Source organism: Fulvivirga sp. (genome assembly GCF_040218215.1).
In the GTDB taxonomy this organism is placed as follows: domain Bacteria; phylum Bacteroidota; class Bacteroidia; order Cytophagales; family Cyclobacteriaceae; genus Fulvivirga.
Window position 1 is genome coordinate 254,341 of sequence record NZ_JAVJQL010000015.1, and the last position, 26,211, is coordinate 280,551.

The following is a 26,211-nucleotide window of genomic DNA, read 5'->3' on the forward strand; positions in this document are numbered from 1 at the left end:
GGAATAAAAAAGGTAACCCGTTTCTGGGTCACCTTCCAAACTAGATTATTAAGCAACAATTATTCAAGATCAAAACGGCCAAGGTTCATAACTTTGTTCCAGGCTGCCACAAAATCCTCAACAAATTTTTCTTTTGAGTCACCACATCCATAAACTTCGGCAAGCGCTCTAAGCTCAGAATTTGAACCAAAAATCAAATCAACACGTGTGCCTATCCATTTTACCTTGCCAGTTGCACGGTTACTACCTTCAAATACATCTTCTTTCTCTGAAGTAGCCTTCCATGTAGTTCCCATGTCCAACAGGTTAACAAAGAAGTCATTGGTTAATGCTTCTGGTTTATCAGTGAATACCCCATGCTTAGAACCGTCATAATTGGTATTCAGTACTCTCATACCTCCAACAAGAACGGTCATTTCTGGAGGAGTTAGTGAAAGTAACTGCGCCTTATCCACCAACATTTCTTCAGCCGTTGTTTTATGCTTCGGCTTAAAGTAGTTTCTGAAACCGTCAGTCAAAGGTTCCAATGCTTCAAAAGACTCAATATCTGTTTGCTCTTGAGAAGCATCGGCACGACCAGGAGTAAAAGGAACCGTTATAGTGTGTCCAGCATTTTTGGCGGCCTTTTCAATACCCGCGCAACCGCCAAGCACTATTAAGTCAGCCATAGAGACTTCCTTGCCAAAATCTTTTTTAATTCCTTCAAGGGTTTTTAGAACTTTGGCCAATTGGGCTGGGTTGTTAGCTTCCCAGTCCTTTTGAGGAGCGAGACGAACACGAGCACCATTGGCACCACCACGCTTGTCTGAGTTACGGAAGGTAGAGGAAGATGCCCATGCCGTAGATACCAATTCTGAAACACTCAATCCTGAAGCCAGTATTTTTGACTTCAGATCTGCAATGTCGCTATCATTGATAAGTTCATGAGTGACAGCGGGAATTGGATCTTGCCAGATAAGCTCTTCAGAAGGCACTTCTGGCCCCAGGTAGCGAGCTATCGGGCCCATATCACGGTGTGTTAACTTGTACCATGCCCTAGCAAATGCATCGGCAAACTGATCTGGATTTTCGTAGAAGCGTCTTGAAATTGGTTCATAAACAGGATCCATTTTCAAAGAAAGGTCGGTTGTTAGCATAAAAGGAGCATGCTTTTTGGCAGGGTCATGGGCATCAGGAATGGTTCCTGCGCCAGCATCACCTTTAGGCTTCCATTGGTGGGCGCCAGCAGGGCTTTTTGTCAATTCCCATTCAAAATCAAACAGGTTTTCGAAAAAGTTATTGCTCCATTTTGTAGGTGTAGTTGTCCATGCTCCTTCAAGACCACTGGTTATAGTGTCAGCGCCTTTTCCACTTCCATAGGTGTTTTTCCAACCCAGACTTTGCTCAGCTATGGTTGCACCTTCTGGTTCAGGACCAACATATTGCACTGGATCTGCCGCTCCGTGAGTTTTACCAAATGAATGACCACCAGCTATCAATGCTACAGTTTCTTCGTCATTCATTGCCATTCTGCCAAAAGTTTCCCTGATGTCTTTAGCAGCTGCTATAGGGTCGGGGTTTCCTCCTGGTCCTTCAGGGTTCACATAAATTAAGCCCATGTGGGTTGCCCCTAATGGATTCTCCAACTCACGATCACCGCTAATTCTTTTCTCATCACCCATCCATTGGCCTTCAGAACCCCAATAAATATCTTCTTCAGGTTCCCATACATCTTCACGTCCACCGCCAAAGCCAAAAGTTTCAAAGCCCATTGATTCGAGTGCGCAGTTTCCGGCAAGGATCATAAGGTCAGCCCAGGAAATTTGCTTACCATATTTTTGTTTGATAGGCCACAAAAGCAAACGTGCCTTGTCTAAGTTGGCGTTATCAGGCCAGCTGTTAAGCGGGGCAAAGCGCTGAGTTCCAGCACCTCCACCACCACGGCCATCCTGGATACGATACGTACCAGCACTGTGCCACGCCATTCTAATAAAAAATGGACCATAGTGACCATAATCCGCTGGCCACCAATCCTGCGAGGTGGTCATTAAATCATACAAATCTTGTTTTATCGCTTTAAGGTCTAGCTTTTTGAATTCTTCCGCATAGTTAAAGTCCTCACCCATAGGGTTTGACAGGTTGGAATGTTGGCGAAGAATACCAAGGTTCAATTGGTTAGGCCACCAATCACGGTTTCTGGGGCCAGCACCTGCACTACCGTGCAATTCTCCTCCTAGAAAGGGGCACTTTGCTGCTCCATTGGTGTCATTTGGATGTGTGTAATTTTCCATTGTATTGATTAAGTTTTATTAATTGCTATTTGTGTAAAGATGCTATAATCTTTATTTATAATTATTATTTAGGCATTAGCTCAGCTTATTGAGTTATTGCATACTGATTTCCTTTAATTTAACGAATTCATCCCCTTTTGAAAAGGTATTAGAGCAGTCTTTATAATATCATAACATCAAAACTATTTAAGTTGATTATTGTCAGTTTTTAAACAGCGATCTTTCCAATATTGGCGTAACCAAATACATTTATTCAACCATTTAAATAAAATTAGACTAATTCTAAATAAGAAATTGTTGTGTTTGAAATAATATTTTCTAGAATTGCAGACTAATTATAAAATATTGTTGAAATGGCTGTAAAAGCAGATTTTGGTTTTAAGATGAGGGTTATTCATCGCTACCTGGGGTTCTTCCTTGCGGGGATTATGGCAGTGTACTCATTAAGTGGTATAGTCCTGATTTTTAGAGATACAGATTTTCTGAAGCAGGAGAAAGTAATAACCAAAAGCATTGAGAAAAATGTAAGTGGAGAAGAGATTGGGCAGAAGCTGGGCGTTAGAAATTTTAGTATTGAGAAGGAAGAAGGGAATCTTGTCTACTTCGGCAACGGCACTTATGACAAAAGTACAGGAGAGGCAAATATCACTGTCAAATCATTGCCTTATGTGCTTGATAAAATGACACATATGCACAAAGCCAAATCAGGAGATGCTTTGTTCTTTTTAAACATTTTCTTTGGACTGTCCTTGTTCTTCTTTGTAATCTCATCTTTTTGGATGTTTATGCCCAAAACTTCAGTCTTTAAAAAAGGGATGTACTTTACTGCTGGCGGGGTAGTTTTGACATTAATTTTATTATTCATCTAAAAGACCAAGTTGGGTTGAAGCTACTCCAACCCAACAAAAACCTCTTTAGTGTGGTCATTGTCTTTGTTGTACAAAACAATTCTCAGCTCTTTAGTAGCATCCTTTTTATACTTATCAATATACAAAGTAAAGTTACGGTGCTCACGACTCCGATATCTTAAACTGATAGTCTCAAGCAATTCATCCTTTTCATTATACACACTGATGACAATGTCATCATTTTCTTCATAGTCCAGAAATAGTATTGCTTTTGATAAGTCAATGGAATTAATCTGAAACGAGAACTCTTCAGTGAGATATTTCTGGCTTTCAGCATTTTGAGCAATGATCCTGTACCAATAAGTGCCCGGTTCATACAGTTGATCTGTAAAACTATAGTCTGGCTGATAGGCACCAAAGGCATTGAATTCAACAGGAACCTGATCCAGAGAGTCAAAAGCAAATGCTGCATCATTTCTCCGCATAATAATGAAATTCTGAAACGATTGGGCAAGGCTATCATTAATGCTCCAATTCAGTTGAACAACATTTTTCTTTTTCTGTCCACCCACTTTTTTCAGGACATCTACCGCCTTGACTGAAACTCCTTTAGGTGTTGGGCTGACCTCAATTTTAAATTGGCAGTAATCATGTAGATAGCCATCAATATTGAGCCAATATTGTTGATTAGGTTTCAATGGTCCAATAGTAGTGTAGATGTCGTCTTGGGTGGCCAGTGAAATGCAATCAAGAATACGATAAGTATCGGGTGAACATAACTCGCCCTCAAAAGCTACCAGTTGCACACCCCTCAGATCGCGACATTGCTGATTACCAATATTAATATAGAGTGTCTCGAAATTGGTATTTGTAAAAGTGAACCACTGGTCGTTATGATACTGAATACATTTTCCTGTTAGTTGCTGATCTATACAAGCATACTGAACCGTATTGCCATCCGTTTTTGAGTTGAAAGGCTCATCAATTTGTAATTCAATGGCCTCGGTCATATCATTATTGACCGTTTGACTAAGGCCAGAAACATGACAAAGGCAACTAAAGATGATGAGTATTAAACCTTTGTACAGTGGCATTATCGATAATTATTCTTGTTCTTCAACTACTGTTTCCACCGCATTGCCGCCAAAATATTCATTGAGTTGAGAAAGGGTTTTCTCACTCACCATTTCATCCATCTTAACCAAGCCTTTCTCCAGCAGTACTATTCTGGAGCATATTTCTGTTACATGGTTCAGGTCATGGCTGGATATCAAAAACGTCACGTTTCTGTCTTTTTTGAAGGCGTCTATGATCTTTTTCAGCCTGATTTGCGAGGTAGGGTCAAGGTTTTCAAAGGGCTCATCGAGCAGCACAATGCACGGGTTGCCTATAAGTGCAGCAGCCACACCTACCTTCTTTTTATTTCCTTTTGACAGGTCACGGATGTATTTTTTGTGGCCGAGTACTTCGTCATTAAACAACTGTTCGAATTGTAATAAAAAGGCATCCAGATCTGATTGGCTTAGTCCATATATTTTTGCTAGAAAATCAAAATACTCTTCAGGAGTTAGATAGTCGATTAAAAACTTTTCATCGATGAACGATCCGGTAAATCTTTTCCATTCTTCGGTAGTGCTCACATCATTGCCTTCAATCTCTACATGTCCTGATGTGGCTCTTATCAGGTCTAAAATGATCCTGAAAAGGGTGGTTTTTCCAGCACCATTGTTACCCACCAAACCGAAAGATTGTGCTTGAGGCACTTCCAATTTTTCGATGTTTAAAACCTCGTTCTTCTTATATGATTTCTTAAGTTCTTTTATTAACAACATGTATTAAAGCGTTAAGTCGTGAATGAGTTTGTATTTTACTTTGGCCAGTTTTTGAGCGATAAGTTTTATGAAATAATCACGCAAGGTAAAACCCAGAATACCGCAAACGGCAATGGCACTAATGGCCGGTATATAGCCAAAAAAGCTACTTACAGGAATATAGATGACATATGGCCCTGCCAGTAACGGAATTCCCATCAGCCATTGAGCAGCACCAGTTCCCTGATAATTCATAAAAGCTCCTTTATTGAGGTCAATGGCTTTAGGCCCCCATAGCGAGAACCTGATCATCAGCGGAATATTGATGCCTATATTGTAAAGACTTCCTGCTAAAATTAAAAACAGCACATCCCAGCCAAAATAAACATAAGGCACACAGAGTAGCGTAGTGATAATACATGCAATTAACAGCAGTCTATACCTCGACTTAAGCCAGGTTTGTACAGCCAGTGGCTTGGTGAAGAAGAAATCGAGTTGATTGGTATTCCAGCTCCAAAAAAACTGACCATAGTTGATGGTGAACAGGCCACTCATAAATATGCCAAGGAAAACATAAAATCCTTTGGATCCAGAGTAGTTGTCTTCACCAAAGAAAATGAGGCCATAGCCTACAAATATTAAAGAAAGCAACATTACTGATCGGGTACGCTTATGACGAAAGATCATTTTGATCTCTTGCAGCATAAGTGTGTTGTAAATGCTTGACTTGCCCAGAAAGCTCAGTTTTTCTGAGTAGGTCTCTACATTAGCAGATGCTGCATCACCCAGTTCTTCCAGATAGAGGTTTTCCCTGAAATATTTTAATGTTAGTAACAGCAAGCCAATAAAGAGTGCTATGGTAGAAATGAGTAGAATAGGTGAGGTCAATGCCGATTGAAATACGCTCGCAAATGGAGCAAACAAGTTAGTATCTAAATATACTGTGAGCACATAATTACCAGCGGCTAATAAGATTATCACGGCCCATACCCAAGGCATGTCTTCCAGCTTCTTTTTGAATAGGATGTTGAAAAAATGAAGGCAAAGAGAAAGGAAGAAAATACTTCCGAGCCAGTATGCAATTACAATAGAACCAAAGCGAGGTTCCAGTGCCTGAAATGCAAAAGGAGCCAGCAACAAAATTGCTACTATATTAAATATACTGATGAGTGATTTCCCTATCAGGAAATTAGAGACACTGCTTCTGGTGATTGGCAGATTCAGATAAGGTTGAATATCTAAAGCAGGCACTTTTTGTATAAAATACCGAATCAATAATTCGCCTAAAAAGTAATAAATGAGCACTTCGTTAATAAAAACTATTGGGTCATTAATTTGGGGGATTTCGTATAGGATTCTGGGCAAGGCTGCAGCCAAAGAAATAATACTTACTAGCGCGAAAATACCCATGATCCATATGAAAATGGTTATACCCAATTCACGCTCAAACGAGGCAGACCTTCGGAACTGTAGCCATTGGTGATTCAAAAAATGTTTAATCATGCTGTAGATTTAAAATATTGATTGTTCTAATGTGCCTTAAGCCAGTTTTCACCAACTCCTGCCTCAACTTCCAATGGAACTTCCAACGAGACTGCATTCATCATCAGGTCAATGATTTTAGGCTTCACAATTTCTACCTCATCTTTATAAACATCAAAAACCAATTCATCATGCACCTGCATAATCATCCTGGTCTTGAGTTTTTCCTCTTTTAGCCACTTTTGAATATTGACCATAGCCAGTTTAATAATATCAGCGGCACTGCCTTGAATGGGAGCGTTGATGGCATTTCGTTCAGCATAGCCACGCATGGTAGCATTTCCAGAATTAATGTCTCTTAAATACCTTCTGCGGCCCATTATGGTCTCCACATACTCGTTTTCCTTGGCGGTGTTTATGCAGTTGTCCATATAAGTCTTAATGGCAGAAAATTCCTTGAAATATGCCGTGATTATCTCATTGGCTTCTGTTCTTGAGATGCCTAAGTTTTGGGCAAGACCAAATGCTGAAATGCCATATATGATTCCGAAGTTAACCTCCTTGGCTTTTCTACGCATACCAGGATCAACATCTTCTAGAGAGACATTAAACACCTTGGCGGCAGTGGTTGAGTGAATATCCCGGCCATTTTTAAAGGCCTCGATCATAACCTCATCTTTGGCAAACGAAGCGGCTATCCTTAGTTCAATTTGAGAATAATCTGCAGAAAGTAATACATGGTTTTCATCACGTGGCACAAACGCCTTCCTGATTTCACGGCCTTTTTCTGTCCTGATGGGAATATTCTGAAGGTTGGGATTATTAGAACTCAATCGTCCCGTTGCTGCTATTGCCTGCCCATAGTCTGTATGCACGCGGCCATCTGTAGGGCTTATCATTTTTGGCAGGGCATCCACATAAGTAGACTTCAATTTTTGATATTCCCTGAACTCCAAAATTTTGTTAGCGATATCATGCTCAATTGCCAACTTGCTCAATATTTCTTCTCCAGTAGCGTATTGCCCAGTTTTGGTCTTTTTTGGTTTGTCAATAAGCTTGAGTTTGTCAAATAAGATTTCACCAAGCTGTTTGGGTGATGCTATGTTAAATTCCTGGCCAGCAAGTTTAAAAATCGATTCCTGGGCTTTCAGACTTAGCTGTTGCAATTCCTTTGACATCGTAGCCAGTGCCTGCTCATCTATTCTTACGCCTTCATATTCCATTTCTGCCAAGACCATGGCAAGGGGATGCTCAACTTCATGCAGTAATTTTTCGAGCTTATTGGCCTTGACTTCCTTATCCAGTTTTTCCTTTAGCTGAAGTGTAACGTCTGCATCTTCACAGGCATATTCCACTATCTCCTCAGGAGCTAAATCTTGCATGTTTTTCTGTGTCTTGCCAGATCCGATTATGGCACTAATGGGCACAGGTCTGTAGTTTAAGTAATGTTCCGAGAGCGCATCCATGCCGTGTCTCATCTCGGGCTCGATCAGGTAATGTGCGAGCATGGTATCATAAATAGGGCCTTTAACTTCGATGCCGTATTTCTTAAGTACCAAAATATCGTACTTAATATTCTGACCAATTTTCAAGATCTTATCATTATTAAATACATCAGCAAATTCCTGAATAATCGCTTTAGCCTCTTCAAAATCTGGCGGAATGGCCACATAGTAGGCCTCGCCTTTGATATAGGAAAATGCAACTCCAACCACCTGTGCTTCCACCGCATCGATACCGCTGGTTTCAGTATCGAAACATAGCTCATCCTGTTTGAGCAGATAAGAGATCAAAGATTTGCGCATTGGCGCTGAGTCAACCAAATGGTAATTGTGTTCTACGGTATTTATGTCTTCAATTTTCTTTGGTTCCTCATCACTGATGTCAATTGCCTCTTTGCTGGCTGCACTAAACATGTCCAGCTGACCGGAAGAACTTGAGCTACTGCCTGACGAATTGGATGAAGCTACCGCAGGATCAGTATTGAACAGTCGTTTTGCCAACGTTCGGAATTCCAGCTCTTCAAACATTGGTTTTAACTTTTCTTCATCGGGGCCAGTATATTCCAGCTCCTTTTCATTAAACTCAACAGGAACATTAATGTTGATGGTAGCCAGCTCCTTTGAGAGTCTTCCAAGCTCGGCATTGGCTTCAACCTTCTCTTTCATTTTGCCTTTCAGCTTGTCGGTGTTTTCAAGCAAGCCTTCGAGCGAGCCAAAGTCTTTAAGAAACTTGGAGGCGGTTTTAGGGCCAACGCCAGGAATTCCCGGGATATTATCTACCGCATCACCTTGCATACCAAGCATATCAACTACCTGATCAATTCTATCGATGTCCCACTTTGCTAGTATCGCATCCACACCCATTATATCAACGCCATTGCCCATAAAGGCTGGCTTGTATAGGTAAATATGCTCTTCCACAAGCTGACCAAAATCCTTGTCCGGGGTCATCATAAATACTTCAAAACCTTGGCGGGCAGCCTTTTTGGCAAGGGTGCCAATGATGTCATCTGCTTCATAGCCATCCTTTTGAATAACAGGAATGTTGAAGGCCTTTACAATGTCCTTTACGATAGGCACACCAATTTTTATATCTTCAGGTGTTTCTTCCCTGTTGGCTTTATATTCAGCATATTGCTCATGCCTGAAAGTAGGTGCCGAAGTATCAAAAACCACGGCAATATGTGTTGGTTTCTGTTTTTGAAGGACTTCTAACATGGTGTTGGTAAAGCCAAGCATAACCCCGGTGTTTATACCTTTTGAGTTAATTCTTGGGGTTTTACTAAATGCGAAGTGCGCACGATATATTAACGCATAAGCGTCAAGTAGGAATAGTTTTTTTTCAGGCGTAGTCATACCTATAAAGGTATGAAAGCATGGTTAAAAATTAGGAGTGAAATAAATAAAAATGGCCTGTAAAATTAAAGTTACAGGCCGCTGATTTTGGTGCTTATTATTTAATTCTGGCGTAGATTATATAATCAGTTGCAGGAGGCTGAACACCTTTATTTCTGATAGCCTTGGCTATTTGTCCTCTATGGTGACTACTATGGTTGAGCATGTGTGTCATGATTTCACGAATGGTGCTCTCATATTTTTTACCTCCAGAATTGGTATAAAAAATCATTTCTTCAAAAGTATCAAGAGCATGGGTATCCAGATAATTATTCCAATTGTTGGATGTCTCTTCTGTCATACTTCTGAGTTCTGTCAGTTTATATTGCTCCCATAATGGAAACGGGGATGTAGGTATGCCTTTGATCCTATTAAGCCAGATAATCTGTGCTGTAAGCACATGGCTAAACAGGGATAAAAGCTCATCGCCAGGTGTTTTTAATTCTTCCAGTGCCACCAATATTCTGTAGTTGGCCCACTCATTGTATTTCAACAAATCTTTAAAATGCTTCTTCATAACTATGTCATAAAACTAAGGGTGAAATTAACAAAAAAGAGGCAGTGATACGCACTTAACTTTCTTTAACTACGGAATTATCCAGAGATTTTAAAAACTCCTGAGCATGGTTAATATGGCTGGTTAGTTTTTCAGGATTCATCTTATTAAGCATGTTGATACTGAACTTCATACGCTGGTTAGAGGAGAATTTCTCCTGATGTTTATAAATAAAATTCCAGTAAAGTCCATCCCATATTTGACACCAATTACCTTCATGGTAATTGCTCATTTTGAGGATATAATTTGATCCTGAAATGTATGGTTTGGTGGTGATTAACCCTCCATCGGCATATTGTGTCATGCCATAAACATTGGGCACCATCACCCAATCATAAGCGTCAATAAACAGTTCCATAAACCAACGGTAAACCTCATCCGGATCAAACTCGCAGAGCAACATAAAATTGCCTAAAACCATGAGCCTTTCTATGTGATGGCAATAGCCAGTTGCTAATACCTTTTTAATAGTTTGGTCTACTGGTTCAATCCCAGTTGTTCCATTATAGAATGACGCTGGTATTTTCCGTCTATAATTAAAATAATTGTTTGTTCGTTCGAAGACACCTTCTTTTAAATAAATCCCTCTCATAAACTCACGCCAGCCAATGATTTGCCTAATAAAACCTTCCAGACTGTTGATTGGGAAATGATGCTTTTCATGAAGCTCCATGGTTCGGTTTATAACCTGTTGTGGAGTTAAAAGACCAATATTTAAAGCCGGTGTCAATACAGAATGAAAGAGGATATTTTGATCTTTAGCTATGGCATCTTCATAATCACCAAAGTTTTGCATTCTTTCAATTAAAAATGCATCTAACCATTGCTTTGCTTCCTTGTGGGTTGTTGGATAGTTGAACTCATCAGATGAGCCCAAATTGGATTTGAAATTCGCTTCAACATATTTGTTAGCTTCCTTTACAAAAATATTTTCATTGAGCTGTTCAATGTCCGGGAGCTTTATATTTTTGGGGAGCTTTTTCCTATTATCTTCGTCAAAGCTCCACTTACCTCCTGCAGGCTGATTTTTATCCATTAACAGGTTTAAAGCAGTGCGTTGGTTCTTATAAAACGAGGCCATAAAATAGCCAGTCTTATTTTTTGTAAGCCTTGAGTCAAGCTCATTTGAAGAAGTCAAAAATCCCGGGTTTTCAGTATAGCATATCGAAAGACTCAATTTCCTGGCATACCTGTCAATTCGTCTTTTTAACAAATAGTCATCTGGGGAAATTATGATGATTTCTGTTGCCCCTTTTGACTTGGCTTTTTCAATTGCTGATTTAGTTGTATTACCTGGTGAACACTCAATATAATTAACGGACTTACCTAGTTCTACAAGCAAAGAGGCATAATACTTCATAGATGCCCTATGAAGTATGAGTTTGTTTTTATGAAAGTTGTATTGCTTGAAATAAAGCTCATCCTCAACAAGAATGAATTCATCAGTCTTGTCAAATAGCCGGTTCTTTTCGAATAATTGGTGTGGGTAAACTAGTGCAATGGTCACTGTTAACTAACAGCAACATTGTATCTATGTTTATTCCACAATTCTAAAAATTGGATAGCGCATGTGTGCCTCTTCATAATAAGGAGATCGCTTAAAAATGAAGTCAAGTTGTGCATACCAGTTTTGTGCGAAATCCAGTTCCTCATTTTTCTTTTTGTTAAATTCCTTTCTTAGCTCTGGCTCTGCTTCGAGCAATTGTTGAGCGTTATCCTCAAATACATAAGGCGAAAACCCTTCTTTTTGCTGTAGAATGGTGTCAAAATAATTCCAGCTGAAAAAGGAATCTGGCGCTGTTGGTTCTAACGTTTCAATCAAATACCTGGCAGCTGGCTGATCGGTAGTGAAGATATAGTCTCCTTTCCTGAAGCTTAGGGTTTCGATAGATGTTATAACCTTAGTGTTGTTGTTAGGATAGTGACCTTCATATGCGGATTTAGAGGTGTTAAATTTATCAATATGATATACTTCCACAGAGATACTGCTGTCTTGCTTCAGCCTTTTGAATTGAGCATTATTAAGTTTTAAAAGCTCAATAACGTCATACCAGCCCTGGGGAACCACATAGGCTTTTGGTATGGTTACTTCTTCAGTAGAAACATAGGTATTGTAATAAGGGATAATTTTTGTGAAGGGCCTATTATGTCCGTATAAGAGCCTTTCCTGACCAGTAACTTTACTGGTAACCTTTTCACCCACATAGCCTTTAAAATTCAATTCTGAAGACTCACTTCTGGTCAATCTCCAATCTACTGGATGCTTGGTGCCAGCTTTAAAATCTGCCTGACGTTCTACCTTTAAAGACCTTATTTTTTTGCCATCCTCTTTAGCAATTTGTATGGTAGCTTGTAGCAGATTGTAGGTGCTGTTTACCCTTACGTCAAAAGGTTTAAGCATATGTGTTTCTATCATGAAACCCAACGTTCCGAAAAGTGTGGAGTAGCCTGTGGAGTATCTTGGATTGTCCAAAAATTGAGGAAAGCCACTCTCATCAGGGGTAGTGTTAAAAACATTTACATAGGGTGTTATTTCTGCCCCTTTGTCAACCATTAATTTTTCCAGTCGTGGCCTGAAAGTATTTTCCAAATACTTTCCCATGGCACCACCCATTTTATTGTGCTGTGTAATCAAATGAGTGATGGTATATTGGTAATCTGCTCCGTTGCTCACATGTGTGTCAACAAAAATGTCGGGGTTAACTTCATGGAAGATTTCGTAAAAGGCCTTTGTGTTTCGGGTATCTGCTTTAATAAAATCCCTGTTAAGATCATAATTTCGTGCATTACCTCTGAATCCATACTCTTCAGGGCCATCCTGATTAGCTCTTGAAAATGAATTTCGATTTAGTGCACCACCGATATTATAAATAGGAATAACAGCTATAACAGTATTCTCTAGCATGGCCTTTTTATCTGCTTGTGTGGCATAATCGCGCAAAAGCATCATGCTGGCTTCAATGCCATCTGCCTCACCCGGGTGAATGCCATTGTTGATCAAGACAATGGTCTTACCTTTTTTATAAGACTTTTTAAAATCAAAGTCTTTATCTAAATCTAATGTCACCAAATGCAATGGGTACCCACTGTCGGTCATGCCCACAGTTTTTATAGCTATATATTCTGATGAAGCGGCTAACTTTTCATAATAGCTGATTACCTCATCGTAAGTGCCTGTTTTTCTTCCTTCTGATTGTTCAAAAACTGTTTTTAAATTTTGCCCGAATCCATTGATTGTGGCAAATGAGAATACTAGCAAAAGAAGTCTTTTCATTGGGTTATCTTTAGTGCGAAATAAAGTTAGCAATAATATGAATAATGCAGAGGTTGTAAATGAGGCAATCAAAAACAGGAGATCGATTTTCACAGGTATGTTCTCAGGTGAGAAAGTAGATAATGCGGTTATAGAAAAGATGCTGGAAAATGCCAATTGGGCCCCTACTCATAAGCTCACAGAGCCATGGAGGTTTGTTGTTTTTGAGGGAGAAGGACTAAAGAAATTGGGCGAGTTTCAATCTGAATTATATAAGACCAGAGCTGTTGGGAATGGCAATTTTAATGAAGCCACATTTGATAAGCTAGCAGCTAAACCGCTGGAATGTTCACACATTATTGCCATAGGAATGAAGCGCCATGGTGTGGTGCCAGAGGTTGAGGAGGTATGTTCCACAGCTTGTGCTGTTCAGAATATGTTGTTGACTGCAGCCGCTTATGGTATTGGGTGCTATTGGAGTACTGGCGGTGTTACGTTTTACGAAGAAGCCAAACCATTCTTTGGACTTGATGAGGAGGACAAATTGTTGGGGTTCTTGTTTATTGGTATGCTTAAATCTGACAAGTGGCCAGAGGGTAGAAGAAAAAGTATTGAGGATAAAGTGAAGTGGGTCAGATAGATTGTCAGATTGAGCTTGTCGAAAGCTGAAGGAAATGTTTCGACAAGCTCAACATGACAGCATTTAAAAATTTAAGGCACCATCACTCTATTAGGAGTATAAGGTGCTCCGGCAGTTTCCAGTTGCTTCTGAAGGTTCACCAAATCTTCAGTAATCAATTTTCTAATATCTGCTAAAATGGGCTGAAATTCTTCTTTAGCAATCTCAAAACTCATTTTATGTGTTGCAGTAGGCGCTGAAGTAGAATAATACATCTCATACTGAATATTGCCTACACGGCTAGCAACAGTAGCTGGTTGGTCCATATCAAGTTCTGCCGCCACTCTGTCTCCATTTAATTTAGTTGCAATATCACGCAGCTTAATGTTTATCTCATTTGCAGCCTTAGCCAGTGCTTGTTGATCAACGGAGCTTCTATTAACGGCCTCTTTGACGTATCTCATTTCACTTCTAACTTCTGATATGCTGTTCTGAACGCCACCTACAACTCTTGCTAATTCGTTTACCTCTTTCTTGAAGGCAGCTAATGCATTTCTATCAGTTGCTGGCATAGTGTAGCCATTTAATGACTTAACATTAAAACTAACAGGGTCTGCAAGATCTGTAAAAGTACCATCCACAAATTTTGACATACTTACAGAATACTTTCCAGGAGCTACAATAGTACCTGTTGTAATTCCTGACCATGGATTATAAAACGCTGGCGTGCTTAAGTCAATCGGGTTAGTAGAAGCGGTTCTCAAATCCCAATGTATTCTATTGACTCCCGTTGAAGGTTTGGTTGTTAGTTTTCTAACAATATTGCCTGATGTATCTTTGATGGTGAATAGAATGTATGGGTCTTCCTCGGTTTGTTCAGCCTTCAATTCATCATAAGAAGGATAACGATCATCAGTTGTATTTTTCTCTTTGTCCAACCTTTGATCTCTCTTTGACTTGATTTCATCTTTGATGTAATAGGTGAATATGGCCTCTGAACCTAAATTTTCGCCCAGATAATAGTCATCGCCCTGAAATGATTTGCCTGGCAATCCTAGTGGATATTTGTACTCAAAAGCAAGTGCATCTCTGATGGGCAACAGCTCAGCTGATTTAGATGCTAATGTATTGACACTTCTCAAAGATGAGTAATCATCAAGTATGTAAAACCCTCTTCCAAATGTTCCTAATACAAGATCAGTTTCCCTTTCTTGAATGGCAATATCTCTAACAGCAATCGTGGGTAGGCCTGACTTCAGCTGAGTCCAGCTTGCGCCTCCATTTGAAGAGTAGAATACTCCGAATTCAGTTCCTGCAAATAAAAGATTTGGGTCTTGAAAATCTTCTTCAATCGCATAAACAGAGCCCTTGGCGGGAAGGTTATTGCTTATGGATACCCATGTTCTGCCTTTGTCAGAACTTTTATAAATGTAAGGCTTAAAGTCTCCGTTTTTGTGGTTGTTAAAGGCTGCATAAACCACATTTTCGTAATGCTTTGAGGGCAGTACTTCATTAACATAAGTTCTGGCAGGCACACCACTAACTGATGATACTTTACGCCAGTTAGCTCCACCATCTTCTGTTACCTGAATCAACCCATCGTCTGTACCTACATACAGCAAATTCTCATTTTTAGGAGACTCGGCAAATGCCACAATGGCACCATACAGGGACGTGGAGCCGTTTTTTGCAACAGCATCAGTGCTCCAAATCTGGCCCATTACCTTTAATTCATTTCTATTGATTTGAGCGGTAAGATCATCACTTATCACTTCCCAGCTATTCCCTTGGTCATCGCTTCTAAAGAGTTTATTAGCGGCAAAATAGATTCGGCCATCTTTATGAGTACTTACCTCCAAAGGGGCATCCCAGTTCCAACGGTAAGCATCCTCGCCTTTTCTTGGCTGTGGCTGAATACCTAGTTCTTCTCCGCTCAGCTTGTCATACCTTACAAGGTTTCCATATTGCGCTTGGGCATAAACAATATTCGGATTTTTAGGGTCAACGGCAGACTCAAAGCCATCACCACCATGCGTCATGAACCATTCTGAATTGGCAATACCATTACCACTGATTGTACGTGAAGGTCCACCCATACTAAAGTTGTCCTGGGTTCCTCCATAGATAAAATAGAAAGGTTCTGCATTATCAACTGCAACTTTATAAAACTGCGTGACAGGCAAGTTGGCTTTAAACTGCCAGGTGCTTCCACGATCATAAGTCTCATACACACCACCATCACAGCCTGCTAGCAAATGGTCAGTATCGGTTGGATCTATCCATAAACTGTGATTATCCACATGCTTAGTGTCTTCACCTACATTTGTAAATGACTTGCCGCCATTGGTGGAAATCTGCATCCAGGTGTCCATGGCATATATCTTATTTTCATCAAGCGGATCGACAATGATTTCCTGATAATAGTTGCCAGATGAGCTATAGCCACCTTGCTTCTCCCAAGAAGCACCACGATTAGTAGACTTGTAGAAACCGCCTTTGCCTTGGGCGGCTTCAACTATAGCATAAATGATCTCCGGATTTGAAGGTGCCAATGATAACCCTATTCGGCCTTTGTCTACCGCAGGCAGACCACCGTTTACTTCACTCCACGAAGCACCACCATCAGTAGATTTAAGAATGCCTGATTTTGGGCCACCACCTAAATAGGTGAATACATGTCTTCTTCTTTGAAAGGCAGTAGCATATAACACTTCCGGGTTTCTGGGATCCATGATTACATCGTTGATACCGGTATTTTCATCAATGGTGAGTACAGCTTTCCATGTTTTACCGCCATCGGTAGTTTTATAAAGGCCTCTTTCACCACCACCACTCCAAACAGGGCCTATAGCTGCTACATATACCACATTCGAATTGTCAGGATGCACGATAATTTTACCAATATGCTCACTGGTTTTGAGGCCGACATTTTCCCATGTAGCTCCTCCATCAATAGATTTATAAACTCCATCTCCATAAGAAACACTTCTTTGGTTGTTGTTCTCTCCTGAACCTACCCATATAACGCTTGGATTGTTTGGATCCATGGTAATGCAACCTATTGAATAACTGCCTTGGCTATCAAAAATGGGAGTAAATGTTGTGCCTGAGTTGGTAGTCTTCCAAACTCCACCTGAAGATGTAGCCACATAATACTCCTTAAAATTATTGGGGTTTACGGCAATATCAGATACCCGCCCCGAGGTTATGGCCGGTCCAATTGATCTGAATTTTAAGCCTGATAGAGAGACTTCCGGTTTACTTTCTGCTGGCTCGGATTTTTTCTTTTGAGCAAATAGGATAGATGAACTTGCCAAAAAGAAGGCGAGAAGAATGGTTTTTTTCATGATGCGCACTGTTTAAAAGGTTAGTGCACTGAATCTAGTAATTATATTGATGGATAAAAAGGGGAAGTTGATGATTGGCTTCTTTAAGCAATATTAGGAGCAAAACTTTATTAAAGATGCTTTATTCGGATACTTCAATACCTCGACACTTCATTAATTCTTCATTCAATTTTTGAGCCTCTATACTTTGCGTTACCCCATAAATAAAAAATAAAATTGACACCAAGGAGGAAAGGACTAGAAGCAGGGCAGTAATTTTCTCTTTTCTTGTTTTCAATAGTTTGGGAGAGTTGGACATAGTATTCGAGTAAAATTAATTATTGCTTTTAATCACCAACTGCCATCTAAAGGCCCACATCCACTTTAAAGAATAGTTATTTAACCCACCCTCCTTAAGTAGGGACTGCAGCTCCGTTTTTCTAAATGATCGCATAACCGACACCGCAGCATCATTTCTTACCATTTCTGATTTGGAGAAAAGTTTAGTCAGCCATTTGATAGAATAATAAGCAAACCAATGGCGGTGCAAATCATTTATAACCACTCCAATTTTAGATTGCTTACTGAAAGAGAAAAGCTGTGCTTTTAACTCTTCATTTGTAAAATGATGCGTAAAAAGTGTCGCTGTTATGATGTCATAGGCCTTACTTGTGAATGCTTCGTCATTAATATTAATGCATTCAAAACTTATTTCAGGGTATCCTTTGCAGTTCGCTCTGGCAAACTCAATAATATTTGGGTTTGCATCTATGCCTGTTAAATCAAAATCCACCTTTATTTTTCTGCCCCATCTGGCTATCAGTTTTAGCATGTCACCACCTCCACACCCTAAGTCTGCAATGGTTATTTTCTCTTTCTTATTTTTAATTAGTTGACTGATGCCATCTATAGTCACAAAATTTCCACCTAGCCATTTATTAATAGTCTCCAATTCCTTTAATGTCAAAGCAATTACCTCCCCTGAACTTTCGAGGTCGTCCATTAACTCTATTTCGCTGGATCTTTGACTGAAATCAGGCATTAATATTAACTTTTAAAGTAAGTGACTCTAAGGTAAGCCCCGGGCCAAAGGCCATGGCAAGAATATCTTTTCCTGAATCTGCATTTTTTAAATTTCCGAAAATGCTTTGTAGAACAAAAAGTATAGTTGGTGAAGACATGTTTCCGTAGTTCCTAAGTGCCTCGTGAGCCTGTATGTTTTGCTCTTTTGATATGTTTAGTTGTTCTTCAATAACCTTCAATATCTTTTTTCCTCCAGGGTGAATAGCATAGAAATCAAAGCTTTGATTGTGTTTATTGAGAAGTGTGCTTATCCCAGTTGAAATAATATCTGGCACATAAGATGAAAGCTTCATTTCAAACCCAAAATTCCCCACTCCCCAAGCCATTTCCATCTCTCCTGCAGGCAGTAAATCACAGTGCGCTGCAATAATTTGTAAAGATTGATTTATTGATGGCTTCGATTCCATCAATAAAGAGGCTGATCCGTCTCCGAAGAGCGCATTTGCCAGTAATGTGTCCTCATCTGTACCCTTTTGAAAATGGATACTGCAGAGCTCTGTACAAACAATAAGCACCTTTGCATCTGATGATTTACAAATATTGTCGGCAGCTTTAATGGCATTGAATGCTGCATAACAACCCATAAAATTTATGGCCAGTCGCTCGATATTGTGGCGCAATCCCAACTTGTAGATTAAATCTATATCCAAACCAGGCGCATTCAGCCCTGTACAACTGACAGTAATAAGGTGAGTGATCTCTTCTTTTTTAATACCGCTTTGGGCTATGCAACTATTTGTAGATTCCAGACTTAAATTCAATGCCTCGGTTCTAAACAGCTTTAGCCGCTCGGCTGTGGTGGGCAAAGAGATTTTGTTAAAGTACTCTGATTCTTCAGGTGATTTTGTGAAATCTTTAAGCACCGAATATCTGGTGTCAATTCCTGTGGCCCTATAAAGTACCTCTAAGTCATGCCTTTGAGCTTCATTCATATCATTTACTCCGGCCATAAAGTTGAGGGCTTGCGTTTGCCCCACCTTATATTTAGGTACGGCTGTTGATATAGAAGTGATGTGGCTATTCATTAAAGGTCAAGTATAGTCAATTTTTGATATCTTGGTCAAAACAACTGCATATGTTTTCAAAATCTGCATGGCTGCATCTTCGCATTCCATTCTCATATTATTTAATGCCAGTTTACCTGTTTTCATTGGCAGTATCTGACAATGTTAATACTTCTAATGCCATTATTGTTTTCATTGCCTTGCATATATTTCTGTACCCGGCCAGCAATGGATTTAACAGCTACTTTGATAAGGACGAGGATAGCATTGGTGGACTGAAGAATCCTCCCAAAGTGAGCAAGGGGCTCTATTATTTGGCATTGGTTTTTGATCTGATTGCCCTCCTTCTTGTATCCTTTGACTTCTGGGTTTTATTGATGTTTTTAATTTATGGCTTAGTCTCAAAAGCCTATAGCCATCCTTACATTCGGATAAAAAAATACCCTTTCGGCAGTTGGTTTATAGCAGGGCTTTTTCAGGGCTTTTTTACTTTTTTAATGGTCTATTTAGGGTTAAATGGGATTAGACCAGAAGAGCTGTTAAAACAAGATATTTTAATTCCAGCACTATTGACTTCACTAATGCTGTGGGGTTCATACCCTATGACCCAAATTTATCAGCACGATGAAGATAGTAGAAGGGGAGACAATACACTGAGTTTAAAACTTGGGATCTTAGGCACCTTTCATTTTACTATGATTTTATTCTCATTAACTACGGTGCTATTTGGCCTGTATTTTATCGAACATTATAATCTAAATATTGCTTCATTATATGTGCTGGCCATGTCACCTGTGGTAGGATTCTTTTTCTATTGGTATTTCAAGGCACGAAAGAATAAAGATGTTGTCAATTTTGAATATACAATGAGGTTAAATGCAATTTCTGCTACTTGTCTGAACTTGTTTTTCATCATTCTATACCTGAATTAAAATGGTTTGCCATGTGTAAGTGATACTAGGTATTTTGCTAAAGGTTTCACTTTACAAATGCCCACACTCAATTCTGAAAGCCATGCTGATCCAAATAAATTCTGAATGACCCGACCGATCGATAGTCGGTTTTTAAATTGTTTGTTCCATTTTCTTTTGTAGGACCTTTCTAAGGTTTTCCGGTCTTTATGATTGTGAAAAAAGTCGATGACCTCTTCGGCTAAAATTTTAGAACTATGAATAGCCATGGCCATGCCGTTGCCGCAAAGAGGAGTAATCATACCTGCTGCATCACCACACATAAGAATATGACCTTCAACCGGCATCTTGGTTTCGAAGGATATTTCGTTAATCACTTCAGGCTTATCCCACAAAAATTCAGCCTCAGTAAATATCTTTTTTAAGTATGGGTTTTTGTGTAAGATCTGTTTTTCCATCTCTGGTATGGATCCATATTTCTTTAGAGCTGACCTTTCACCTAAATAGCAAAGATTCAATTTTCCATTCTCAATGGCATTGATTCCGCAGTAACCTCCTTCGAAATTGTGAAGTGCAACTTGGTTTGTTGGGGGGTTATATTTTATGTGGTATTTTACACCTATATATGGTGACTGTTTTTTAAAAAAAGAGCGGTCCATACTTCTATCAATATTGGATCTTTTGCCAAATGCTCCAATAGCAATTTTAGAATTCAGTGTGCCATTTTTTTTAAGAATGACGGAGAAAATATCTTTGGAGGTACTATAACTTACGTCATCGACCGAATCTGTAATTATTTCTACTCCAGCTGCTTTGGCACTCTCAAAAAGGAAAAGGTCAAAATTATACCGACTTATACCAAAACCACCGAGCGACAATGGTACTGAGGCCTTTTTACCGCTAATAGAAGTGAGAACAAATTCATTAAGGGTTGAGGGGGTTATAAATTCGGGGTAAATATTGTGCTGTTTTAAAAAGTCAACTACCTCATTAGATACATATTCTCCACACACACGATGGAAGGGGTATTGTTTTTTTTCAATTAAAGCAACTTTTAAATTTTGCCTTTGAAGTAATATAGCACTCACAAGCCCGGCAAGTCCACCTCCAATTACAATCACATGAAAACTTTCTTTTTGCATCAAATCTTACATAAAAATTACGTTGGTTTCAAAACAATTTAATCTACAAATCGTTAAATTGCAGCAAAATGTATTGTTTATGGAAACGCTGAATCCAAACCCGGTTAATGACTCTATCAATGTTTTCTTAATAGGAAACAATCCTATAGAACTTAGTTCTATTTATGATAAACTTAAGGAAATTAAAAGTAGAACTTTTAAGACTGAAATAGGTTTTGAATTGAAGGGGCTTGTTAATAAAATCAGAAGGTTTAGCCCATCATGCATATTAATTGATGACAACTTAAGCAGGCTTGATATAGCCAAGCTCATTAAAAGGCTATCATCGGATAATAAAACTAAAAACATACCTATTACTGTTATCAAAAACTCCAATTATAGAGAAGGTTTTGGTGAGGTGCAGGACTATGTTCTTAAGGAATCTATGACATCAGATACTCTATCACATTCGATATTAAATTCTATCAAATTTAAAAGAATGCAGACCTATGTTTACAAGAAATATAAAAAGAACAAGTCTAGAATCATGTCTTTGATTCAAGGCTAAATTTGATTTTTTAGCCTAAATACAACTTTAAGATTTTCGTTGCCACGCCTGACCTCAACCCTCAGGCGTTTGTTTTGCTTCTCATTGAGCATACTCACAATGTTTCCCAACTCCAACCTGTTGGTTGGGATATTGTTGATTGATGTAATGATGTCACCTTGCTTTAGTCCGGCCAAAGCTCCAGATGAATTTTCCCTAATATCAACGATCTCGAACGTAGATAATCGGCTGCCTTTGGCTTTAACAACGATTCCACTCATATTATAGAAGAATTTCTTCTTGTAATTGCTGCCCTTTTTTAAATAGATTTTTTCATTGGGAAAATCAAATATCACTTTGAACCTGCTTAGAATAGCTCCGCCAATCGAGCCATTTCTGAATACATCGGTTTTTTTCAGACTGTCCAGATAAATATTGCTGTCAGGAAACGTGACTAACAGGTTGTTCCAGCCTCTTTTCCCAATTTCAAAACTTTTGAGCCGGGATATCTTGCCATTTAGTTCCCCCCCTAGTCCACGACCTAAATTTGCCTCAATATTATTCTCGGGAATATAAAGGCATGAGTCTGATAATGGATCAATAAGTAGTCCATGGCTGGCACCAGAATCAATCATCAATTTTAAATCTATAGGATCTTTGTCATAAGTAAGGGTGCCATGGATATATGGTTTTGTATCCTGAATTTCTATTGGTACTTCATGATATTTCCTGCCAGGCTTAAAGTGCTCTGGTGTTGAAAGGGTAAGCACCTTGTTGTCATAATCTATTTTGACTACAAACCTGCTAAATAGCTCATAGCCCAATATTCCATGAACTTCCGTTCCTAAATAATTTCTTAATTCCAGATAGTCCTCTTCCAGCACCAGCATAGCATGTCCTAAACCTCGAACACCTGGAAGTGTAATAGACACACCATTGGTAATATAGGCTTCTACCCCTTGATCTTTCTCTCCACCAACTCCAGCAATCGTATATTTTCTGGCATAAGATAGATTTAGGATATCACTAAATGCCTTTTCCGTCAGAATAGTGGTTCGTACCCCGGTGTCAAGCACAAATTTTAATGGTAATTGATTATTTAAAATAACCGGAACAACAATAAGGTTATTGAAAAGCTGAAATGGAATTCTTACCTTTTTTTGGTCATTCATAATCTTAAATCCCAGCTCCTGACCATTAAGAATGGTCGGACTGAAAATTAAGAATGCTGCTAAAAGAGTAAGTAAAAGTTTTCTCATAAAAGACGCCTGCCAATTATCATACGTAACAAGGTAATAATCAGCCAATAGACAAGGTTATTTTTTTTAAGTGAATACTTTATGACCCAATCTGGGTGATATTGTTATTTCCTTAAAATCTGAAAAAAATTAGAATCCTTTTTGAACAAATTAACGCCAATACTAGTAGCTAAATTTAATCCTAACACTAACCCGAATGCCAATAGCAGATTATCCAGACTTAATATACTGGAAGTATCTAAGAAATTAAAATTAGTATTGATGAGCTTTGCCAGGTCGGCAAAAACAAGCAGTATGAGCAGCGACATAAAGGCAGCAGACGAAGTATTTAAGAATTGATGTAATATGCTCTGTTTCTTGCTAGATCCAAGCATTTGGAGAATGGCATCAAATTTTTTTTGCTTGAATGAGGTGTACTTATTTATAAGTAATATAATAATGATTGATCCGGTTATAAGTGAGATAATCATTTGCCCTTTTTCAATTTCTATCATAGCGTTTATTAAAAAAAGCAAAGTAAAAATGATTCGAAATACCGTATTGGCACTTTGAAATTTAAACTTTCGAGCAATTATCTTATAATAGAAACCTATCATGGCCAATAAAGGCCATATATCATACCAGATTAATAATGGCTATTTCTAGCGAAATAAGAGGGGTAGCCTAAAGTAGAATGTACGATGTTTAAACACAAGCATGTACAATATTGAACAGTTAGGATTTGTCAAGGTCTGACCAAAGTGAGTAGTCATCAAAAGTGAATTTCGATAATTTATTGAACAGGTCTAGTGCATTATTTTCATGGATAATATTCTTTCTGTTTTGCTCTTTAATGAATCCTTGAGAAGTCATGAAATCGAGCTGCTGGATTAGGGCGTTATAGAAACCATTGACATTAAGCAAACCTACAGGCTTTTTTATTAGCTCTAGTTGTACCCAGGTTGAGATTTCCGCAAGCTCTTCAAGAGTTCCCAGACCTCCGGGCATGGCTATAAATGCATCAGAGAGCTCCGCCATTAGTTGTTTTCTTTCATGCATGCTTTTTACAATATGCATTTCAGTAATATGAGGGTGTCCAACTTCTTTGTCTTTTAAAAATTCTGGGATAACACCGATTACCTTTCCACCTTCCTTCAATACCTTGTCAGCAATCACGCCCATAAGACCAACTTTTCCACCGCCATATACAAGTTGAAGTCCCTTTGAAGCAATCAGCTGGCCAAGGGTTTTTGCCTGTTCTTCATAAATTTTCTCTACTCCATAACTAGACCCGCAAAAGACACAGATATTCTTCATAATTTTAATCTGTAGATTCAAAAATTAAAACTACACAAAATATAGATATGACAAATCGGGTTAATATTTCATCAGGTGCCCAGTGGGAGAATGTAGTAGGTTATTCCAGGGCAGTAAAAATCGGCAATCACATTGAGGTGTCGGGCACAGTAGCGCTAAAGGACGGAGAGCTGGTTGGCCAAGGAAATGCTTACTTACAGACTAAAAGATGCCTTGAAATAATTGAAGAATCTCTGGGAAAACTAGAGGCTAAAATGGAAAATGTAATTAGAACAAGAATTTATGTGACCAATATTGAACAATGGCATGATATTGGCAAGGCTCATGGTGAGTTCTTTTTAAACATAAAACCTGCCACTTCTATGGTTGAAGTGAGCAAATTAATTTCTCCAGAATATTTGGTAGAAATTGAAGCTACTGCTATTGTTCAGTAGAATTATTGATGTCGTGCTGGTTGTCACTGAACATTTTGTTAGGGAAAATTTTAGGAGAAAGAATCGCCAAAACGAACAATGCAAATACAACTAATAATGCAGACATATCTATAATGATTAAGTTTAGGGAACAAATATAAACCGGATAGTAACATTATAAAATTATTGTGAAGAATTTAAATCCTTTCAACCAATACCAATTTTTGTTAATAGTTCTTTTATTCAGTAATAGTGTGTTGGCTCAACAATCCAAAGTCTATGAAGAGGACAGCCTGTCTTATGGTGTAGGTATTATAGAAAATGGTAAGCAGGAAGGACTTTGGAAATTCTATACTAATAATGGGGTACTCCAGAAAGTAGGTGATTTTAATGCGGGAGTTCGATCAGGCAATTGGCGTTTTTATTATCTTGATGGTTCTGTTTATGCCAAAATTGATTATGAGAACGGAGTTCCGGTAAAATACTTACAGTACTTCCCTTCGGGTAATTTAAGTGTAAAGGGAGGGTTGGTTGATGGAAAAAAGTCTGGAACATGGACATTTTACTATGAATTGGGCATAAGACGGAAGATTGTGGAATATGTTGATGGAAAAATTGAAGGTTTGGTTCAGGAATTTGCCCCAACCAGGGAATTAATTGTAGAAGCTGAATATGCTAATGATACCACTCATGGTATCTGGAAGGAATATAACCTGTTTAGAAACCTGATTGTCGAAGGGTTTTACAAGGAGGGGCAAAAGGATAAAGTGTGGAGGTATTATTATGATAATGGAGCCATTGAAGAGCAACTCTTTTATAAAAGTGGTAAAAAGGACAGCATTTATCGAAGCTATTATAACAATGGTAAACCAAGAATAACCGGATTTTATAAAAATGATCTCCGTGATGGTAACTGGAGGTTTTTCTACGAGTCTGGTGTTTTGATGGAGGAAGGAACATATAAACAAGACTTACAAAATGGGCAATGGTTTTCTTATCACGAAAATGGGCGGCTAAAAACCGTGGGAACTTTTATAGATGGGCTGGAAGATGGACTTTGGGGTATATTTCATAACACAGGCCAGCTAATGGTTGAAGAAACGTGGAATCAAGGCCTGATATGGGAGATTAGTGATTATTATATGACATCAGGAGATACCCTTAATTCTGGCACATTATCCAAGGGTACAGGCGTTAAAGTTGATTACTATTTAAACGGTGAAGTTGAGATAAAATGTGAGTTTAAGCAGGGGATTCCTAACGGGAAATGGCAATATTATTTGGATGACGGGACTTTGGTTGAGGAAGGCCAATTCACCAATGGTGTAAAGTCAGGCATCTGGAAGTTTTATCATAAAAATGGCAATTTAGAGTCAACAGGTTTATTTGTTGACGGGGAAAAGTCAGGAGCGTGGCAGTATTTTTATCGGAGTGGAAAACCAAGTGAGAGCATCACTCATTAGCTAAGCCTATTCTTATTAGAATTTTCTATTTAACTTGTAAAGTCACATTACA

At 38.8% G+C, this 26,211-nt stretch carries 21 protein-coding genes; 6 read left to right on the forward strand and 15 right to left on the reverse strand.

Features of this window, described 5'->3' with window-relative positions:
- Nucleotides 1-59: 59 nt before the first annotated feature.
- Nucleotides 60-2,270: a catalase/peroxidase HPI gene (gene katG, locus RIB54_RS12540; protein ID WP_350101226.1), complete on the reverse strand. Its 2,211-nt coding sequence runs from the start codon at nt 2,268-2,270 to the stop codon at nt 60-62.
- 353 nt (nt 2,271-2,623) lie between these two features.
- Between katG and RIB54_RS12545 the strand changes: the two genes are divergently transcribed.
- Nucleotides 2,624-3,139: a PepSY-associated transmembrane domain-containing protein gene (locus tag RIB54_RS12545; protein ID WP_350101227.1), complete on the forward strand. Its 516-nt coding sequence runs from the start codon at nt 2,624-2,626 to the stop codon at nt 3,137-3,139.
- Between the two features lie 20 nt (nt 3,140-3,159).
- On the opposite strand, the gene RIB54_RS12550 is transcribed toward RIB54_RS12545, so the two are convergent.
- The 7 genes from RIB54_RS12550 to RIB54_RS12580 form a co-directional block, all read right to left on the reverse strand.
- Entirely contained in the window at nt 3,160-4,212 is a 1,053-nt protein-coding gene (locus tag RIB54_RS12550; protein ID WP_350101228.1) for a hypothetical protein, read from the reverse strand.
- Between the two features lie 9 nt (nt 4,213-4,221).
- Complete coding sequence (locus tag RIB54_RS12555; RefSeq protein ID WP_350101229.1) at nt 4,222-4,950, reverse strand: ABC transporter ATP-binding protein; 729 nt, start codon at nt 4,948-4,950, stop codon at nt 4,222-4,224.
- A 3-nt stretch (nt 4,951-4,953) separates the two neighbouring features.
- Nucleotides 4,954-6,432 (reverse strand): DUF5687 family protein, encoded by a 1,479-nt coding sequence (locus tag RIB54_RS12560; RefSeq protein ID WP_350101230.1) that lies wholly within the window; start codon nt 6,430-6,432, stop codon nt 4,954-4,956.
- A 26-nt stretch (nt 6,433-6,458) separates the two neighbouring features.
- Complete coding sequence (polA, locus tag RIB54_RS12565; protein WP_350101231.1) at nt 6,459-9,269, reverse strand: DNA polymerase I; 2,811 nt, start codon at nt 9,267-9,269, stop codon at nt 6,459-6,461.
- Nucleotides 9,270-9,366: 97 nt separating this feature from the next.
- Nucleotides 9,367-9,825 carry a DinB family protein gene (locus RIB54_RS12570; RefSeq protein ID WP_350064162.1) on the reverse strand — a complete coding sequence of 153 codons (459 nt, stop codon included), beginning with the start codon at nt 9,823-9,825 and terminating at the stop codon, nt 9,367-9,369.
- Between the two features lie 55 nt (nt 9,826-9,880).
- Nucleotides 9,881-11,371 (reverse strand): cryptochrome/photolyase family protein, encoded by a 1,491-nt coding sequence (locus RIB54_RS12575; protein WP_350101232.1) that lies wholly within the window; start codon nt 11,369-11,371, stop codon nt 9,881-9,883.
- 30 nt (nt 11,372-11,401) lie between these two features.
- The gene (locus RIB54_RS12580) at nt 11,402-13,138 is read right to left on the reverse strand and encodes a M14 family metallopeptidase (RefSeq protein ID WP_350101233.1); all 1,737 of its coding nucleotides are present in this window, start codon (nt 13,136-13,138) and stop codon (nt 11,402-11,404) included.
- A 37-nt stretch (nt 13,139-13,175) separates the two neighbouring features.
- On the opposite strand from RIB54_RS12580, the gene RIB54_RS12585 reads away from it, so the two are divergent.
- Nucleotides 13,176-13,757 carry a nitroreductase family protein gene (locus RIB54_RS12585; RefSeq protein WP_350101234.1) on the forward strand — a complete coding sequence of 194 codons (582 nt, stop codon included), beginning with the start codon at nt 13,176-13,178 and terminating at the stop codon, nt 13,755-13,757.
- 71 nt (nt 13,758-13,828) lie between these two features.
- On the opposite strand, the gene RIB54_RS12590 is transcribed toward RIB54_RS12585, so the two are convergent.
- The 3 genes from RIB54_RS12590 to RIB54_RS12600 all read right to left on the reverse strand — a co-directional run bounded on the left by RIB54_RS12590 (nt 13,829) and on the right by RIB54_RS12600 (nt 19,170).
- Nucleotides 13,829-17,083, reverse strand: coding sequence for a WD40/YVTN/BNR-like repeat-containing protein (locus RIB54_RS12590; protein WP_350101235.1), 3,255 nt, complete (start codon nt 17,081-17,083; stop codon nt 13,829-13,831).
- A 313-nt stretch (nt 17,084-17,396) separates the two neighbouring features.
- Nucleotides 17,397-18,104 (reverse strand): methyltransferase domain-containing protein, encoded by a 708-nt coding sequence (locus RIB54_RS12595; RefSeq protein WP_350101236.1) that lies wholly within the window; start codon nt 18,102-18,104, stop codon nt 17,397-17,399.
- Complete coding sequence (locus tag RIB54_RS12600; RefSeq protein WP_350101237.1) at nt 18,097-19,170, reverse strand: type III polyketide synthase; 1,074 nt, start codon at nt 19,168-19,170, stop codon at nt 18,097-18,099. Before RIB54_RS12600 ends, RIB54_RS12595 begins: the two co-directional genes overlap by 8 nt.
- 50 nt (nt 19,171-19,220) lie before the next feature.
- On the opposite strand from RIB54_RS12600, the gene RIB54_RS12605 reads away from it, so the two are divergent.
- Nucleotides 19,221-20,081 carry a UbiA family prenyltransferase gene (locus RIB54_RS12605; protein WP_350101238.1) on the forward strand — a complete coding sequence of 287 codons (861 nt, stop codon included), beginning with the start codon at nt 19,221-19,223 and terminating at the stop codon, nt 20,079-20,081.
- Here RIB54_RS12605 and RIB54_RS12610 read toward each other — a convergent pair.
- Entirely contained in the window at nt 20,078-21,202 is a 1,125-nt protein-coding gene (locus RIB54_RS12610) for an NAD(P)/FAD-dependent oxidoreductase (RefSeq protein WP_350101239.1), read from the reverse strand. The genes RIB54_RS12605 and RIB54_RS12610 overlap by 4 nt on opposite strands.
- A gap of 79 nt (nt 21,203-21,281) precedes the next feature.
- Here RIB54_RS12610 and RIB54_RS12615 point away from each other — a divergent pair, with 79 nt between their 5' ends.
- Nucleotides 21,282-21,749: a hypothetical protein gene (locus RIB54_RS12615; RefSeq protein WP_350064182.1), complete on the forward strand. Its 468-nt coding sequence runs from the start codon at nt 21,282-21,284 to the stop codon at nt 21,747-21,749.
- Here RIB54_RS12615 and RIB54_RS12620 read toward each other — a convergent pair.
- The 3 genes from RIB54_RS12620 to RIB54_RS12630 all read right to left on the reverse strand — a co-directional run bounded on the left by RIB54_RS12620 (nt 21,746) and on the right by RIB54_RS12630 (nt 24,283).
- Nucleotides 21,746-22,987 (reverse strand): aspartyl protease family protein, encoded by a 1,242-nt coding sequence (locus tag RIB54_RS12620; protein WP_350064184.1) that lies wholly within the window; start codon nt 22,985-22,987, stop codon nt 21,746-21,748. The two genes, RIB54_RS12615 and RIB54_RS12620, sit on opposite strands and share 4 nt — an antisense overlap.
- Before the next feature lie 104 nt (nt 22,988-23,091).
- Nucleotides 23,092-23,481, reverse strand: coding sequence for a hypothetical protein (locus RIB54_RS12625; protein ID WP_350101240.1), 390 nt, complete (start codon nt 23,479-23,481; stop codon nt 23,092-23,094).
- A 220-nt stretch (nt 23,482-23,701) separates the two neighbouring features.
- Nucleotides 23,702-24,283, reverse strand: coding sequence for an LOG family protein (locus RIB54_RS12630; RefSeq protein ID WP_350101241.1), 582 nt, complete (start codon nt 24,281-24,283; stop codon nt 23,702-23,704).
- 47 nt (nt 24,284-24,330) lie between these two features.
- On the opposite strand from RIB54_RS12630, the gene RIB54_RS12635 reads away from it, so the two are divergent.
- Nucleotides 24,331-24,717, forward strand: coding sequence for a RidA family protein (locus RIB54_RS12635; protein WP_350101242.1), 387 nt, complete (start codon nt 24,331-24,333; stop codon nt 24,715-24,717).
- Nucleotides 24,718-24,920: 203 nt separating this feature from the next.
- Nucleotides 24,921-26,159, forward strand: a complete 1,239-nt coding sequence (locus RIB54_RS12640; RefSeq protein ID WP_350101243.1) for a toxin-antitoxin system YwqK family antitoxin — start codon at nt 24,921-24,923, stop codon at nt 26,157-26,159.
- Nucleotides 26,160-26,211: the final 52 nt, after the last annotated feature.